The organism is Salipiger pentaromativorans (genome assembly GCF_024721115.1).
GTDB classification, from domain to species: Bacteria; Pseudomonadota; Alphaproteobacteria; order Rhodobacterales; family Rhodobacteraceae; genus Salipiger; species Salipiger pentaromativorans.
In genome coordinates, this window is sequence record NZ_JAMDHK010000004.1 from 291,044 (window position 1) to 306,050 (window position 15,007).

Below are 15,007 nucleotides of genomic sequence, written 5' to 3' on the forward strand. Positions count from 1 at the left end.
TCCTGCCCCGAATACTAGGATGGGCCCGCGACTCTCCCCGAGCCCAAGCCGGAGCCCTTATAGGGCCGCTTTTCCCAGCGCGAAAGGGGCAGGACAGCGCAAATCAGCGTGAAACCGCCGCAGTGCCGCCCGGCTCAGCGCGGCCAGGCGGTGGGGACGCGCTCCTGGACGCGCTTGAGCTTCAGAAGCTCGATATAGTTGCCGATCTTGTGATCCTCGCCCGGGTTCACCTCGTCCGGAGAGAGCCAGTAGAGGCTGCCGACATTGCGGAAGCCCAGGAATGCCGGCGGCGCGTGGCAGACCGTGTCGTCGATCCGGCAGATGTTCATCACCCAGCCCTCGCCGGGCATCTGGCTGCGCGACTTGCAGGTCTTGGGCGAGGCGAAGGCGATGGTGGGGGTCGAGAGCGAGGCGCCGACGATCTGTGCAGAGGCCGCGCCCAGGCTGTGGCCGACGATGAATTTCGGCCGCAGCCCCTTGGCGAAGGTGTAGACGATCTGGGCGTGTTCCAGAAACCCGCCGTGCCAGAGCGTGCCGCTGTCGCCGGGCACCACCTCGAACCCGTGCCCGTCCATCGGCGTGCCGCCGAATTGCAGGTTGAAATCGAACCAGTCCGAGAGCTCGTTGGTGCCGGGGATCACCAGCGTGCCGTCCTTGAGGTAATGCGCCTGGACGCCGCGGATGTCGATCGAGGTGTGGATCCGGTCGCCAAGATCCTTGGCATAGGCATCGCGGATGTAATCCGCCGCGGTCAGGACGGGCAGTTTCGCCATTGGAAAATCTCCTTGTGATCAATCAATGGGGGCAAGCATACCGGTTCTGGTCGTCCTTGGGTAGCGCTCCCTGCCGTCTGCGCGAGGCGGGGGCAGAGCGCGCGCGGGGTGGTCGTGCCAGGGTGGGAGCCTTGTTTCCGCGCCGGTCGGTGTTACGTCTTGCGCAACTTTTGAGCGAGGGAGAGACGCTATGGGACTCAATGTGTACCTGTCGGGCGAGATTCACACCGACTGGCGCGACCGGATCATCGAGGGGGCGCAGGGGCTCGACCTCACCTTCTCTGCGCCGGTGACCGATCACGCCGCCAGCGACGATTGCGGCGTGGCGATCCTCGGCGCCGAGGACAGCAAGCTCTGGCACGACCGCAAGGGCGCGATGCTCAACGCGATCCGCACCCGCAAGGGGATCGCCGATGCCGATGTTGTGGTGGTGCGCTTCGGCGACAAATACAGGCAGTGGAACGCGGCCTTCGACGCGGGCTATGCCGCCGCGCTGGGCAAATCGCTGATCATCCTGCAACCGCCGGAGCACGACCACGCGCTGAAAGAGGTCGATGCTGCCGCGCTGGCGGTGGCGCGTGAGCCCGAAGAGGTGGTGGAGATCTTCCGCTACGTGTTGACCGGCACGCTGCCCGGCTGAGGCCGCGCCGGTCGGGGCGCGTTGCCCCCTCGCGCGCCGGGGCGCGCTCCCCCGACGATGTGCCGGAAAGATGAAAGCAGAGCGCAGGCCCGGGCTTTCATCCTTCGCAGAATACTCCCGCCGGAGGCGTCCTCGCCCGGCGGTCCGGATGGTGACGCTAGGTCAGCCGCGCGGCGGAATGTTCAGTGCCGCCTGCACCGCCGGTCGGGCGAGGAACCGGTCGAGATAGGCCACGCAGCGCGGGTGCTCCTCCCAGCCGACCGCCTCCTTGGCACCGTAGAAATCGAGCGCGTTGAGCCAGGGGGCCAGCGCCATGTCGGCGATGGAATAGGGGCCCGCGATCCAGTCGCGCCCCTCGAGCACGCCTTCGATCACCCCCAGCAGCCGCCGCGTCTCGCCGAGATAGCGGTCGCGCGGGAGGGGATCCTCGACCTTGGCGCCGGCGAATTTCCAGAAGAACCCGAGCTGACCGAACATCGGCCCCGGCCCGCCCATCTGGAACATCACCCATTGCAGGATCTCGTAGCGCTCGCGCGCGGATTCGCCGATGAAATTGCCGGTCTTCTCCGCCAGATAGACCAGGATCGCCCCGCTTTCGAACAGCCCGATGGGGGCGCCGCCGGGGCCGTTGGGGTCGATGAGCGCGGGGATCTTGCCATTGGGGTTGAGCGAGGTGAACTCCGGGCTTTTCACATCGGCATCGGCCAGCGTCACCTTATGGGCCTCGTAGGGCAGGCCCATCTCTTCCAGCGCGGTCGAGACCTTGACGCCGTTGGGCGTGGGAAAGGAGTAAAGCTGAATGCGGTCGGGATGCGCGGCGGGCCATCGCCGGGTGATCGGAAACGCGGACAAATCGGTCATGCAAAAGCTCCTTCGGAGGCGGGAGGGAAAGACATGGTCGATTTCCCTTTTGGTTGAGTGACATGCTGTGTCATGGGGATGTCGTGGAAACTTGCACAGGGTGCGGAGGAGCGCAATCGCCGCCGCCCCCCACAGGCCGTAAGAGTAGGACCGGACACATGATTCAGGAATTCAAGGATTTTATCGCCAAGGGCAATGTCATGGACATGGCCGTCGGCATCATCATCGGCGCGGCATTCACCGCGATCGTGACGTCGCTGGTGGGCGACATCATCAACCCGATCATCGCGCTTTTCACTGGCGGCATCGACTTTACGGGCTGGTTCTACGCGCTGGACGGCGGCGATTACGCCTCGCTCGACGCCGCGAAAGAGGCGGGCGCGCCGGTCTTCGCCGTCGGCAGCTTCCTCATGGCGGTGATCAATTTCTTCATCATCGCCTTCGTGGTCTTCATGCTGGTCAAGACGGTCAACCGGGTGAAGGCCGCCGCCGAAACGCCCGAAGAGCCGGCGCCCGAAGCGGCACCGGGCCCGTCCGAACTCGACATCCTGATCGAGATCCGCGACGCGCTCAAGAAATGAGGCCGCAAGCCTTCTGAAGCGACAGGTCCGCCCCGGGGGCGGGCCTGTCCGATGCCTCGGGCGCGGCTTGGTTGCGGTTGTCCGGAGGCTTCGCTATCAGGCACGGGCACGCGGAGAGGCGCCCATGAGCCGTACATTGAAAATCGCCTATGGCAGCGTTGCCGTGGGCATCGCGGTCCTTGCGATCAAGGTCCTTGCCTGGTGGCTGACCGGCTCTGTCGCGCTGCTCTCGGACGCGCTGGAAAGCATCGTGAACGTGGCGACCGCGCTGGCGGCCTTGCTGGCGCTGCGCATTGCGGCCCAGCCCGCCGATGCCGATCACCCCTTTGGCCATCACAAAGCGGAATATTTCAGCGCCGTGCTCGAAGGCGTGCTGATCGTCATCGCCGCGCTGCTGATTCTGCACGAGGCCTGGTCGGCCTGGCAGGTGCCCCGCGCGATTTCCGAGCCCTGGCTGGGGCTTGGGGTGAACCTGATCGCCAGCGTGCTGAACGGGGTCTGGTGCTGGGTGCTGCTGCGCGCGGGGCGCGAGATGCGCTCGCCGGCGCTGGAAGCGGATGGCGAGCATCTGCTGACCGATGTCTATTCCTCGGTCGGGGTGACGATCGGGGTCGTGGCGGCGGTGCTGACCGGCTGGCACTGGCTCGATCCGGCGCTGGCCGCGCTGGTGGCGCTGAACATTCTGTGGTCGGGCTGGCGGGTGTTCCGCCGCTCGGTGGGCGGGCTGATGGACGAATCCGCCCCCGAGGACGAGCTGGAGCAGATGCGGGCGCTGATCTCGGCCAATGCCGAGGGCGCGGTCGAGGCGCATGACCTGCGGTCGCGCCGCGCCGGGCGGGCGGTCTTTGTCGAGTTCCATCTGGTGGTGCCGGGCGGGATGACGGTGGACGCCGCACATGACATCTGCGACCGGATCGAGGCAGCGCTCAACGATGCCTTCGACGGCAGCCGCGTCACCATTCACGTGGAGCCCGAGCACAAGGCGAAACACAGCGGAATCGTGGTGCTCTGACCCGCTGGCAGTGCGGGATTACCCGTCGCAGCCCTGAATATCGACTGCGTGCCGGCTGCCCAGGACGGTGATGCGCAGGCGCGACCGGTCGAGCATGAAGGGTTTGCCGTCCATATGCATGAGCTTGGTCTCGGCGATCAGCGTGCCGCCTTCGCGGTGGGTTTTCGGTTCGGCGACCCAGACCGTCGGCTGGCCGCTCTCGATTACGGTTTCCTCGTCACCGCCGGCACCGGGCATGTCGATCTCGGCGCGCAGGGCAAGCCCGCTCTTGGCCGGGCTGACCTTGCAGCGCACCTGTTTCACCGCGGCCTCGCGTTCCGAGAACGGCGCCGAGGCGAGCGCCGAGGCGATCATCGGATCGGGGGTGCCGAGCGTTGCGGGCAGGGTGGCGCGGATGCGCAGCGTGTGCGGCAGGCAGATGTCGTTGCACAGGCCAAGCTGCATTTCGGTCTCGAGCGCGATGTCGCCGCTCCGGTCCGGGGTGATGCGCAGCGGAAGCACAAGCTCGTTCTTGTATCCGACCGAACGCATGCCCGATTGCCAGAACACATGTGGCGTGGGCCAGAGCACCTCGACCGCCTCGGTATTGCGCGATCCGCGCCAGTCGAAGACCGGGGGAATGCCGGCCTCGCCCGGCGCGCGCCAATAGGTCTTCCAGCCGGGCGCCAGCGTCAGGTGCAGCGCGGCCATGTGATCGCCGTTCGGCAGGCGCCATCCGGGGCGCAGCTCGGCGTGAACGGGATCGTCCGCGCGGGCCGGTGTGGACAGCGCGAGGCAGGCGGCGAGAAGGAGGGTCAGGCGTCGGATCATAGGGATCACATGGCGGCTCTTGAATGAAATGCCAAGTCACATTGCGGCGATAGCCGCGCGAGCCGTGGCGTCTCGTCCCTTGCGCCACAGGACGCAGAGCGCCATGCTGGGGCCAAGACCCGGTGCAGAAAGTCGAGCTTATGGATAACGCCAGCGGTGTGACGGACCTGACAGGCAAGATGCTGATCGCGATGCCCGGAATGGGCGATCCGCGATTCGAGCATTCCGTCGTCTATATGTGCGCCCATTCCGACGAGGGGGCGATGGGTCTCATCGTCAACAAGCCTTCGGGCGATGTGACGATGGCAGGGCTGCTCGAACAGCTTTCGATCACGCCGGGGCCGGGGCTCGACCGGCTCAAGGTGCATTTCGGCGGTCCGGTCGAGATGGGGCGCGGCTTTGTGCTGCATTCGCCGGATTACCTGTCGGGGCTGACGACATTGAAGGTGGACGAGCGGTTTCACATGACCGGCACGCTGGACGTGCTTGAAACCATCGCGCGCGGCGAGGGGCCGGCGCAGTGGATGGCGATGCTGGGCTATGCCGGCTGGGGGCCGGGGCAGCTCGAGGGCGAACTGGCCCAGAACGGCTGGCTGGTCTGCGATGCCTCTCCCGAGCTGGTCTTCGGCACCGCCGATGCCGCGAAATGGGAGGCGGCGCTGAACTCGCTGGGAATTCCCGCGCATCTGCTCTCCGCCGAGGGCGGAACCGCCTGAGCGGGCGCGCCCGGCCGATGCGGCCGGGCAATGCCCTTATGTATGATCTCAGGCCGGAAGCTCGAGCGCCTGCTGCGGAGAGATCGTGTCGCGCGACAGCGCCTCGCCCACGGCGGCATTGGTCAGCTTGCCCGCATGCACGTTCAGCCCGGCCAGCAGATGCGGATCCTCGGCGCAGGCCCCGCGCCAGCCCTTGTCCGCCAGCGCCAGCACGAAGGGCAGGGTCGCATTGCCAAGCGCGATGGTTGAGCTGCGCGGCACCGCCCCCGGCATGTTCGCGACGCAGTAATGCTGGATGCCGTCCACCTCATAGACCGGATCGTCATGGGTGGTGGCGCGCGAGGTCTCGAAACAGCCGCCCTGGTCGATGGCCACATCGACCAGCACCGCGCCCGGTTTCATCTCGGCCAGCATCGCCCGCGACACCAGCTTGGGCGCGGCCGCGCCGGGGATGAGCACCGCGCCGATCACCATATCCGCCTGCGCGATCAGCTCGCTCAGCGCGCCCTCCGTCGAGTAGCGGTTGCGGAACACGCTGCCGAACACATCGTCGAGATAGCGCAGACGCGGCAGCGACCGGTCGAGCACGGTGACCTCCGCGCCCATACCGGCGGCGATGCGCGCCGCATGGGTGCCGACATTGCCGCCGCCGATCACCAGCACATTGGCGGGGCCCACGCCGGGCACGCCGCCCATCAGCACGCCGCGCCCGCCATTGGGCTTTTGCAGCGCCCATGCACCCATCTGCGGCGCCAGACGGCCCGCGACCTCCGACATCGGCGCCAGCAGCGGCAGCCCGCCACGGTCGTCGGTCACCGTCTCATAGGCGATGCAGGTCGCGCCCGAGGCCAGCAGATCTTCGGTCTGCGCGGGATCCGGGGCGAGATGCAGATAGGTGAAGAGAAGCTGGCCCGGGCGCAGCATCTTGCGCTCGGCGGGTTGCGGTTCCTTCACCTTCACGATCATGTCGCTTTCGGCAAAGACCTCGGCCGCGCCGTCCACGACCCGTGCGCCGGCGGCGAGATAGGCCGTATCGTCGAACCCGGCGCCCAGCCCGGCGCCGCGTTGCACCAGCACGCCGTGGCCATGCGCCACGGCTTCGCGGGCGGCGTTGGGCGTGAGCCCGACGCGGTGTTCCTGAGGTTTGACCTCGGTGGGGCATCCAATGATCATCGCGTATCCTTCCCTGTTGTGTTTTCCACAATCCTGCCAAGCGTGGCTTGCAATTTCCGAGCGGATTTGATGCGTTGAAATCCGCCTTGATCGCAGAATCTTCGACAACCTGACCGCTTTGCGAAAGAAACCGCCATGGAGCTAGACGACCTTGACCGCCGCATCCTGCGGGTGCTCCAGAAACAGGGGCGGATGTCGAATGCCGAACTGTCCGAGCAGGTGCATCTGTCGCCCTCCGCCTGCCACCGCCGGGTGCAGCGGCTGGAGACCGAAGGCTATATCCGCGGCTATGTGGCGCTGCTGGATGCACGCAAGATGAACATGCCGACCACGGTCTTTGTCGAGATCACCCTGAGCGCGCAGGCCGATGAGGTGCTCGACGCCTTCGAGAAGGCGGTGGCGCGGGTGCCGGATGTGCTGGAATGCCACCTGATGGCGGGCAGCGCCGATTACATCCTCAAGGTGGTGGCCGAGGACACCGAAGATTTCGCCCGCATCCATCGCCAGTACCTGACCCGCCTGCCGGGGGTGGCGCAGATGCAGTCGAGCTTTGCCCTGCTCACCGTCTTCAAGACCACGGCCCTGCCGGTCTGAGCGCGGTTGCACGGCTCTCAATTGTCTGACATATCAAATGTCAGACAATTGGGTTTGCGGTTGTCTGATCGGCAGGGAGGAGGGGCCATGTCCTGGGATCACGTCATCATCGGCGCGGGCAGCGCGGGCTGCGTGCTGGCCAAGCGGCTCTCGGAGGCCGGGCGCCGCGTGCTGCTGCTCGAGGCGGGCGGGCGCGACAATTACCATTGGATCCACATTCCGATGGGCTATCTCTACTGCATCGGCAACCCGCGCACCGACTGGTGCTACCGCACCGCCGAGGAGCCGGGGCTGAACGGGCGCTCGCTGCTCTATCCGCGCGGCAAGGTGCTGGGCGGCTGCTCGTCGATCAACGGCATGCTCTATCTGCGCGGCCAGGCGGCGGATTACGACGGCTGGCGGCAGATGGGGCTGGCAGGCTGGGGCTGGGACGACGTGCTGCCCTATTTTAGGAAATCCGAGGATTATGTCGAGGGCGCCAGCGAACTGCATGGTGCGGGCGGCGAGTGGCGGGTGGAGAACCAGCGGCTGCACTGGCAGGTGCTGGATGACTGGATGGCGGCAGCGGAGGCGGCGGGTCTGCCGAAGGTCAGTGATTTCAACACCGGCGACAACGAGGGCGTCGGTTATTTCCGGGTGAATCAGCGCGCGGGCTGGCGGATGAACACGGCCAAGGCGTTCCTGCGCACGACCGATAGCGAGACGCTGCGCGTGGAAACGCAGGCGCATGTGACCGGGTTGCTCTGGGAGGGCCGCAAGGTGGTGGGTGTCGCCTATGAGCAGGGCGGGCAGGCGCGCGAGGCGCGCTGCGGCGGCGATGTGATCCTCTCGGCGGGGGCGGTGAACTCGCCGCATCTGTTGCAGCTTGCAGGGATCGGCCCGGCGGATCTGCTGCGCGGACACGGGATCGAGGTGAAGCACGACGCGCCGGGCGTGGGCGGCAATCTTCAGGACCATCTTCAACTGCGCTGCGCCTGGCGGCTGACGGGGGCGAAAACTCTGAACACCCTGGCCAATTCGTTCTGGGGCAAGGCCAAGATCGGGCTGGAATATCTGGCACGGCGCTCGGGGCCGATGTCCATGGCGCCGTCGCAGCTCGGCGCTTTCGCGAAATCCCGGCCGGGGCTGGCGACGCCGGATCTGGAGTATCACGTGCAGCCGCTCTCGCTCGACGCTTTCGGCCAGCCGCTGCACAGCTTCCCGGCGGTCACCGCCAGCGTCTGCAACCTGCGGCCCGAAAGCCGGGGGTCGGTCAGGCTGGCCTCGCCCGATCCGAAAGCGCCGCCGGTGATTGCGCCGAATTATCTTGCGACCGAGGGCGACCGGCGCGTGGCGGTGGACAGCATCCGCCTGACCCGCCGGATCGTCGCGCAAAGCCCGATGGCGAAATACGCGCCCGAAGAGATCAAGCCGGGGCTCTCCTATGAGAGCGACGCCGATCTGGTGCGGGCGGCGGGCGAGGTCGGCACGACGATCTTTCACCCGGTGGGCACGGTGTGCATGGGGACGGGGGAGGAGGCGCCGCTCGATGCGGAATGTCGCATGAACGGAATCGGCGGGTTGCGGGTGGTGGATGCCAGCGTGATGCCGACGATCACCAGCGGCAACACCAATGCGCCGACGATCATGATTGCCGAGAAGGCGGCGGATATGATCCTGCGGGGGTAACGAGCCTGCGGGGGCGGTGGGCAGGATTGCCCACCCTACCGATGTCCCGGCGTCGAGACGCGGAGAGGGCGGGACGCCTCCGGCGGGCGTATTTTGCCAAGAGAAGAAGATCAGGGGCGCGCCTTTGCCCTTCTTCTCTTTCCAAATACGCAAATACGATCGGCGACGCAGGCGCGCCCTGTCGAGGTTCAGTCCTGTTTCGGGGCGTCGTCGTACTGCCCCGAGAGGATGCGCTGGGCGTTGCCCTCGGGGTCGTCGTATTGCTTTGTCCGCACGGTGATCACGAAGAACAGCAGGCCCATGCCGCCGAGGAACAGCGAAATCGGGATCAGGTAGAGCAGGATGTTCATTCGGGTCTCTTTCCCTATCCGGGGCCGCGCCGGGTCAGCGCAGCCGCAGGGCGTTCAGCGACACTGTAATCGAGGAGGCCGACATGGCCAATGCGGCGATCAGCGGCGAACACAATCCCGCGATGGCCAGCGGCACGGCGATGACATTGTACCAGGTGGCGATGCCGAAATTCTCGCGGATGCGTTTGGTGGCGCGGCTGGCGGTGCCGATGGCGTCGGGCACCGGGGCCAGCGAATTGCCCAGCAGCACGATGTCCGAGGCGACGCGGGCGGCATCCAGTGCCGAGGCGGGGGAGATCGAGACATGGGCGCTGGCGAGCGCCGCCGTGTCGTTGAGCCCGTCGCCCACCATCAGCACATGGCGGCCCTCGTCGGAGAGCGCCTTGATCCGTGCCGCCTTGTCCTGCGGCAGCGCCTCGGCGATCCATTGCGGGATGCCCAGCCGGTCTGCCAGGGTTTCCACCGCGCGGGTGGTGTCGCCGGACATCAGGATCACGCGTTTGCCGCTCTCGACCAGCGCGCGCACCGCCTCTTCGGCGCCATCACGCAAGCTGTCGGTGAAGGTGAAGACCTGCGCCGGGCCTTCGCCCACGCGCAGCCAGGCCGAGGTCACGTCGGACTGCCCGCCGCCGACCCAGGCCGCGCGGCCCAGCCGCACCTGCTGGCCGCGCCACACGGCTTGCGTACCGTAGCCCGGCACCTCTTCGGCTTCGCTCAGCGTGGCGGGTTTGATCCCGGCGGTGCGCAGTGTGGCGGTCAGCGAGGCGGACAGCGGATGCGAGGAGCCCTCGGCCAGCGCCAGCGCGATTTCCAGATCGTTGCGGGTGAAATCGCCGGTATTGGTGACCTCGGGCGCGCCTGCGGTCAGCGTGCCGGTCTTGTCGAAGACCACCGTATCGACCTGGGAGAGCCGTTCCAGCGCGGTGCCGTCCTTGATCAGCAGGCCCTTCTTGAAGAGCCTGCCGGAAGCGGCGGTGGTCACCGCCGGTACGGCCAGACCCAGCGCGCAGGGGCAGGTGATGATCAGCACGGCGGCGGCGATGTTCAGCGCGACGCGGAAATCCTGCGTGTAGAGGAACCAGCCGATGAACGCCAAGGCGGAGAGGATATGCACGCCCGGCGCGTAGAGCTTGGCGGCCTTGTCGGCGAGCGGCGTGTAATTGGCCCGGCCGGATTCGGCCACCGCCACCAGATCGGCCATGCGGTGCAGCGAGGTCTCGCGGCCCACGGCGGTGGCGCGCACCACCAGCGGGCCGGTGAGGTTGACCTCGCCCGCGCTCACGCGTGTGCCGGGGGCTGCGAAGACGGGCAGCGTCTCGCCGGTGAGCAGGGAGCGGTCGAGTTCGGACTGGCCTTCGGTGATCTCGCCATCGACGGGCATCCGTCCGCCGGGGCGCACGCGCAGCAGATCGCCCACCGCCAGATCGGCGACGGAGACCTGTTCCTCGCCGTCCTCGGTCATGCGCCAGGCGCGGGGCACTTCCAGCGCCGCCAGCTCCTCGGCGGCGGAGCGCGCGATGGAGCGGGTGCGGTGGTCGAGATAGCGGCCGGTCAGCAGGAAGAAGGTGAGCGCGATGGCGGCGTCGAAATAGGCGTGCTCGCCCGAAAGCGAGGTCTCCCAGAGCGAGGTCGCCACCGCCAGCAGGATCGCCAGCGAGATCGGCACATCCATGTTCAGGCGGCCCGCTTTCAGCGCGCCCCAGGCGTTGCGGAAAAAGATCTGACCGGAAAAGGCGATCACCGGAAGGGTGATCGCGGCCGAGATCCAGTGGAACATGTCGCGGGTCGGCCCCTCGGCACCGGACCAGACCGAGATCGACAGCAGCATGACATTCATCATGGCAAAGCCCGCGACCGCCAGCCGCATCAGCAGGTCGCGCCCGGCCTTGTCGGTCTTGGTGGCAGCCAGAGCGCCGGTGTCGAGCTCATGCGCCTCGTAACCGGCGCCCTCGACCACTGGGATGAAATCCGATGCGTCGAGGCCCGGATCGGCCTCGATGCTGACCCGCTTCATCGTCAGGTTGACGCGGGCGGATCGCACGCCCGGCGTCTCGTTCAGAGCGGTTTCCACCGCGCGCATGCAATTGGCGCAGTGGATCGTTGGCAGCGACAGGACCACATGCGCGTCCGAGGGGTCCTGCGCCGCCAGCGCCTCGGCGGCGGGGGCGGCGGAACAGGCGGGGCAGGCCGAGACCTGCGGGCGCATGGCTGCGGTCATGTCGTCACTCCTTGACGTAAAGTTCCAGGCGCTGCTGGAAGAGCGTGCCGTCGAAAGCCTCGGCGTTCAGCCAGACATTCCAGTAGCCGGGCGCCAGCGCGTCCTCGGCCACATAGGCCCGCCCGTCGAAGCGGAAATCGGGCTCGTGGTCGTCCTTGACGTTGGTGGTGCGCCCGATCTTGGCCGAGAGCCTGGCAGGCTGCACCGGGTAGCCTTTCTCGTCGGTGATCGCGAGCACCACATGGCCGGCGTCATGGCTGGTCTCGACCGTCCAGCCCAGGGCCTCCTGCGCCTCGCGGCGCTTGTCGAAGGTCTGGCTGGCGACGTAGGAGTTGTCGACCTCGAGCCCGGGGAAGGTCGCGATGGCGTTATAGGCCAGCGCGAGATTGACCCCGATGATCACGCCGAAAGCGCCCACGAAAATCGCCAGCACATGCCAGCCGGTGAGCCTGCGTTCCTTGGTAGCCATCAGTTATCCCGTCCGTTGAAGACCGTGTCGTTCTCTGCCTTGGTGCCGTTGGTCAGATCCTCGACCCAGAGGCTGAACGAGGTACGTTCGTCCTGGGCCTCTTCGGTCCCTTTCGGCGCCGTGACATAGACCCGCTGGAGATAGGTCTCGTTGGCGGGCACGTCCACCACCATATCGTCCTCGCCTTCGAGCGACAGGCTCAGATTGTCGCTGCCAGTGAGCGACAGTTCGAAGGGCCGGGCCTCGCCGTGCTTGTTGAGCAGGCGCACGTCATAGGTGTTGCGGATCGACCCGTCGGAGAGCACCACGAAAGTCGGGTTGCGAACCGGGGCGACGGTCATCTCGATCTCGGGGCGCATGAAGAGCGCAAAGACCAGACCGATGCCCACCAGCGACCAGAGCGCGGTGTAGAGGATGACACGCGGGCGGAAGACGTGCTTCCAGACCGGGCGGGGGGTGCTGCCACCGCGCTCGCGATCCTCGTCGGAAAGCGCGAGATAGTCGATAAGGCCCCGCGGCTTGCCGATCTTTTCCATGACGTCGTCGCAGGCGTCGATGCAGAGCGCGCAGGTGATGCAGGCGAGCTGCTGGCCGTCGCGGATGTCGATCCCCATCGGGCAGACGTTCACGCAGGCGCGGCAGTCGATGCAATCGCCGAGCTGGTCGGCGCCTTCGCCCTTGCGGTGCTTGCCGCGCGGCTCGCCGCGCCAGTCGCGATAGCCGACGGTCAGCGTGTCTTCGTCCATCATCGCGGCCTGGATCCGCGGCCAGGGGCAGGCGTAGATGCAGATCTGTTCGCGGGCGAAACCGCCGAAGGCAAAGGTCGTGGCGGTGAGGATGAGGATGGTCGTGTAGGCCACCGCATGGGCCTGACCGGTGACGAGATTGTGCAGCAGCGTCGGCGCGTCGGTGAAATAGAACACCCAGGCGCCGCCGGTGGCCAGCGCGATCAGGAACCAGGCGACCCATTTGGTGATCCGCAGCCGCAACTTGCGGAAATCCCATTTCTTCTGCCGATGCAGACGCAGGCGGGCGTTGCGGTCGCCTTCGATCCAGCGTTCGACCAGAATGAAAAGATCGGTCCAGACGGTCTGCGGACAGGCATAGCCGCACCAGACCCGTCCCAGCGCCGAGGTGAAGAGGAAGAGCCCGAGCCCCGCCATCACCAGAAGGCCCGCGACGAAATAGAATTCATGCGGCCAGATCTCGATCATGAAGAAGAAGAACCGCCGCCCGGCGAGGTCCAGCAACACCGCCTGATCGGGCAGTTCCGGTCCGCGATCCCAGCGGAGCCAGGGGGTGATGTAGTAGATGCCCAGCATGACGGCCATCAGCACCCACTTGAGATTGCGGAATTTCCCGCTCACCCGCCGGGGGAAGATCGGTTCGCGTGCTTCGTAAAGGGAGGGGGCGGGAGTCTCGGTATCAGCCACGGGGAATCGCTCCGGTGTCAGGTTGCCTGTTGCGGGCCCTTTTCGCGCCGCAAGGTTGCGGCAACATTGACCTGCATCAATAATTACATCCCCGATGAAGGTTTTGCAGCCTCTCGCCGCAACCACGTTACGAAGTGCCGCAGGGGCGGACGGGAGACGCCGGGACGGGTAACGAGGAAATAGCCCTTCTTGCGCCCGTCTTCGAAGAGAATGCGCAGCCGGCCCGCTGCAATGTCCGGCTCGGCGAACAGCCTTGCGGTGATGGCGACGCCCTGACCCTGCCGCGCGGCCTCGATCATCAAATTGCCGGGCAGGGCGGTGAGGCCGAGGCTGCGGTCGTGCTCGACGCCGTATTCCGCGAACCAGTCGGTGGCCTCGTTGGTGCCCAGCTCCTGCAACCAGGGAAAGGGGCGCAGGTCTGCGGGGGTGGTGATCTCGCGGTCGCCGACCAGATCGGTGGCGGCGACCACGGCGATGGGCGAGCGGACAAGCAGATGGCTTTCCAGACCGGGCCAGTCGCCGTTGCCATAGCGGATCGCCACGTCGAGCCCGCCGGGCTCCAGAGTGCGGAGCGTGGCGGACGGGTCGATGGTCAGGCTGATCTCGGGATGGTGGGCGCGAAAGCTCGGCAGGCGGGGCATCAGCCAGGTGGCGGCAAAGCCGGGGGTGGCCGAGATTTCCAGCGGCCGGTCGGCGTCGCGGCCAGTCAGCTCGTTTGTGGCGTTGAGGATGGTGCCGAACCCCTCGGCCAGCGCCGCGGCGAGGCGGTCGCCCTCGGGCGTGAGATGCATCTTCCGCTTGCTGCGGTCGAGCAGGGTGGTGCCGAGATGGGTTTCGAGGTTGCGGATCTGCTGGCTGATCGCCGCGTGGCTGACGTTCAGCGCGCGGCCCGCCTCTGCAACGGAACCGCTGCCGGCATAGGCGGCAAAGGCGCGCAGGGCGGAGAGCGGCGGCAGGGCGGACCAGTCCAATGTTAGATTTCCTTACATTGTCGCATTTTTCCTGACTCGCTCGAAAGGGCGTTTCGGTCAATATTTCTTTCAAGGAATGCGATTGTTCAGGAGATGCGCGATGCTTGGGATCTATGCAAAAACTTTCATGACGGCCGCCCGTACAGAGGCGCGCTGGACACCGCCGACGCACGGGATGCGGCGTGATGAACCGGTGCCAATGCATGGCAAGCGGGGGCCTCGGCGTTGAGGGTGTGGCGGCGTGGTTGTGAGGAGGAAAAGGCCTGTATGACCAAGCCGCATGCACAACGCGAGGCAGGCCCAGCGGCGGCCCGTGGGATGCCGTAGTGACTTCCCGAATTCTTCACTTTATCCCAACCAAATCCGAAGGATCTCGAAGCCACGCGCTGTCGTCACCAAAGCGGCAGCCCGCAGGGACGGGCCGCCGCTGGGCCCGGCGCCTTCGGCTTGTTTCCGGGCCAGAGGCGCGGGGATAGAGGGAGGCTTCGGCGCTTTGGGCAATGACGCGCGAAGCGCATTGCAGCGGCCCTAAACGACAAAAGGCGCCCGAAAGAGTCACGATTTGGTGTGTTTTCGCGCGGGCGCTCTTGATCCAGCGCAAATCTGCGCCTTAAGCTGCCCTATCCCTCAAAGGTCAGGCTCCTGTGGGAGCCAATAAAAAACGCCGGTGCCCCTGGAAACGCGCGAACAGGATGGGGCACCGGCGCCGGCCTCCGGGCCTTGCGGCCCGAAGGTGTT

At 66.6% G+C, this 15,007-nt stretch carries 15 protein-coding genes; 6 read left to right on the forward strand and 9 right to left on the reverse strand.

The features are described 5' to 3' along the window. Window positions 1-134 precede the first annotated feature (134 nt). Window positions 135-773 carry an alpha/beta hydrolase family protein gene (locus tag M4578_RS09725; RefSeq protein WP_258093252.1) on the reverse strand — a complete coding sequence of 213 codons (639 nt, stop codon included), beginning with the start codon at window positions 771-773 and terminating at the stop codon, window positions 135-137. A gap of 190 nt (window positions 774-963) precedes the next feature. On the opposite strand from M4578_RS09725, the gene M4578_RS09730 reads away from it, so the two are divergent. Then, window positions 964-1,413: a YtoQ family protein gene (locus M4578_RS09730; protein WP_258093253.1), complete on the forward strand. Its 450-nt coding sequence runs from the start codon at window positions 964-966 to the stop codon at window positions 1,411-1,413. A 162-nt stretch (window positions 1,414-1,575) separates the two neighbouring features. Here M4578_RS09730 and M4578_RS09735 read toward each other — a convergent pair whose 3' ends face one another. Beyond that, complete coding sequence (locus M4578_RS09735) at window positions 1,576-2,274, reverse strand: glutathione S-transferase family protein (RefSeq protein WP_258093254.1); 699 nt, start codon at window positions 2,272-2,274, stop codon at window positions 1,576-1,578. A 158-nt stretch (window positions 2,275-2,432) separates the two neighbouring features. Between M4578_RS09735 and mscL the strand changes: the two genes are divergently transcribed. Then, window positions 2,433-2,855 carry a large conductance mechanosensitive channel protein MscL gene (mscL, locus tag M4578_RS09740; protein WP_258093255.1) on the forward strand — a complete coding sequence of 141 codons (423 nt, stop codon included), beginning with the start codon at window positions 2,433-2,435 and terminating at the stop codon, window positions 2,853-2,855. A 124-nt stretch (window positions 2,856-2,979) separates the two neighbouring features. Further along, the gene (locus M4578_RS09745; protein ID WP_258093256.1) at window positions 2,980-3,867 is read left to right on the forward strand and encodes a cation diffusion facilitator family transporter; all 888 of its coding nucleotides are present in this window, start codon (window positions 2,980-2,982) and stop codon (window positions 3,865-3,867) included. Window positions 3,868-3,885: 18 nt separating this feature from the next. Here M4578_RS09745 and M4578_RS09750 read toward each other — a convergent pair whose 3' ends face one another. Further along, entirely contained in the window at window positions 3,886-4,677 is a 792-nt protein-coding gene (locus tag M4578_RS09750; protein WP_258093257.1) for a protein-disulfide reductase DsbD domain-containing protein, read from the reverse strand. Between the two features lie 140 nt (window positions 4,678-4,817). Between M4578_RS09750 and M4578_RS09755 the strand changes: the two genes are divergently transcribed. Next, window positions 4,818-5,393, forward strand: a complete 576-nt coding sequence (locus M4578_RS09755; RefSeq protein ID WP_258093258.1) for a YqgE/AlgH family protein — start codon at window positions 4,818-4,820, stop codon at window positions 5,391-5,393. A gap of 48 nt (window positions 5,394-5,441) precedes the next feature. Here M4578_RS09755 and ald read toward each other — a convergent pair whose 3' ends face one another. Next, window positions 5,442-6,566, reverse strand: a complete 1,125-nt coding sequence (gene ald / locus M4578_RS09760; RefSeq protein WP_258093259.1) for an alanine dehydrogenase — start codon at window positions 6,564-6,566, stop codon at window positions 5,442-5,444. A 135-nt stretch (window positions 6,567-6,701) separates the two neighbouring features. Here ald and M4578_RS09765 point away from each other — a divergent pair, with 135 nt between their 5' ends. Continuing rightward, the gene (locus M4578_RS09765; protein WP_258093260.1) at window positions 6,702-7,160 is read left to right on the forward strand and encodes an Lrp/AsnC family transcriptional regulator; all 459 of its coding nucleotides are present in this window, start codon (window positions 6,702-6,704) and stop codon (window positions 7,158-7,160) included. Window positions 7,161-7,247: 87 nt separating this feature from the next. Then, window positions 7,248-8,828, forward strand: a complete 1,581-nt coding sequence (locus tag M4578_RS09770; protein ID WP_258093261.1) for a GMC family oxidoreductase — start codon at window positions 7,248-7,250, stop codon at window positions 8,826-8,828. A 188-nt stretch (window positions 8,829-9,016) separates the two neighbouring features. Here M4578_RS09770 and ccoS read toward each other — a convergent pair whose 3' ends face one another. From ccoS to M4578_RS09795, 5 genes are all read right to left on the reverse strand, one after another. After that, entirely contained in the window at window positions 9,017-9,178 is a 162-nt protein-coding gene (ccoS, locus tag M4578_RS09775) for a cbb3-type cytochrome oxidase assembly protein CcoS (protein WP_076701937.1), read from the reverse strand. Window positions 9,179-9,212: 34 nt separating this feature from the next. Beyond that, the gene (locus M4578_RS09780; protein ID WP_258093262.1) at window positions 9,213-11,396 is read right to left on the reverse strand and encodes a heavy metal translocating P-type ATPase; all 2,184 of its coding nucleotides are present in this window, start codon (window positions 11,394-11,396) and stop codon (window positions 9,213-9,215) included. Window positions 11,397-11,400: 4 nt separating this feature from the next. Further along, a complete protein-coding gene (locus M4578_RS09785; protein WP_258093263.1) occupies window positions 11,401-11,865 on the reverse strand; it encodes a FixH family protein in 465 nt (154 codons plus the stop codon). Next, a complete protein-coding gene (gene ccoG / locus M4578_RS09790) occupies window positions 11,865-13,298 on the reverse strand; it encodes a cytochrome c oxidase accessory protein CcoG (RefSeq protein ID WP_258093264.1) in 1,434 nt (477 codons plus the stop codon). Before ccoG ends, M4578_RS09785 begins: the two co-directional genes overlap by 1 nt. 83 nt (window positions 13,299-13,381) lie before the next feature. Beyond that, the gene (locus M4578_RS09795) at window positions 13,382-14,269 is read right to left on the reverse strand and encodes a LysR substrate-binding domain-containing protein (RefSeq protein WP_258093265.1); all 888 of its coding nucleotides are present in this window, start codon (window positions 14,267-14,269) and stop codon (window positions 13,382-13,384) included. Between the last annotated feature and the right edge of the window lie 738 nt (window positions 14,270-15,007).

Excerpts from the sequence above, each read along its gene's own strand:
- M4578_RS09730 (WP_258093253.1), top strand. The coding sequence starts at position 964 with ATGGGACTCAATGTGTACCTGTCGGGCGAGATTCACACCGACTGGCGC.
- M4578_RS09735 (WP_258093254.1), bottom strand. The coding sequence starts at position 2,274 with ATGACCGATTTGTCCGCGTTTCCGATCACCCGGCGATGGCCCGCCGCG.
- M4578_RS09780 (WP_258093262.1), bottom strand. The coding sequence starts at position 11,396 with ATGACCGCAGCCATGCGCCCGCAGGTCTCGGCCTGCCCCGCCTGTTCC.
- M4578_RS09750 (WP_258093257.1), bottom strand. The coding sequence starts at position 4,677 with ATGATCCGACGCCTGACCCTCCTTCTCGCCGCCTGCCTCGCGCTGTCC.
- M4578_RS09765 (WP_258093260.1), top strand. The coding sequence starts at position 6,702 with ATGGAGCTAGACGACCTTGACCGCCGCATCCTGCGGGTGCTCCAGAAA.
- M4578_RS09745 (WP_258093256.1), top strand. The coding sequence starts at position 2,980 with ATGAGCCGTACATTGAAAATCGCCTATGGCAGCGTTGCCGTGGGCATC.
- ccoS (WP_076701937.1), bottom strand. The coding sequence starts at position 9,178 with ATGAACATCCTGCTCTACCTGATCCCGATTTCGCTGTTCCTCGGCGGC.
- M4578_RS09725 (WP_258093252.1), bottom strand. The coding sequence starts at position 773 with ATGGCGAAACTGCCCGTCCTGACCGCGGCGGATTACATCCGCGATGCC.
- M4578_RS09755 (WP_258093258.1), top strand. The coding sequence starts at position 4,818 with ATGGATAACGCCAGCGGTGTGACGGACCTGACAGGCAAGATGCTGATC.
- M4578_RS09770 (WP_258093261.1), top strand. The coding sequence starts at position 7,248 with ATGTCCTGGGATCACGTCATCATCGGCGCGGGCAGCGCGGGCTGCGTG.
- ald (WP_258093259.1), bottom strand. The coding sequence starts at position 6,566 with ATGATCATTGGATGCCCCACCGAGGTCAAACCTCAGGAACACCGCGTC.
- M4578_RS09785 (WP_258093263.1), bottom strand. The coding sequence starts at position 11,865 with ATGGCTACCAAGGAACGCAGGCTCACCGGCTGGCATGTGCTGGCGATT.
- mscL (WP_258093255.1), top strand. The coding sequence starts at position 2,433 with ATGATTCAGGAATTCAAGGATTTTATCGCCAAGGGCAATGTCATGGAC.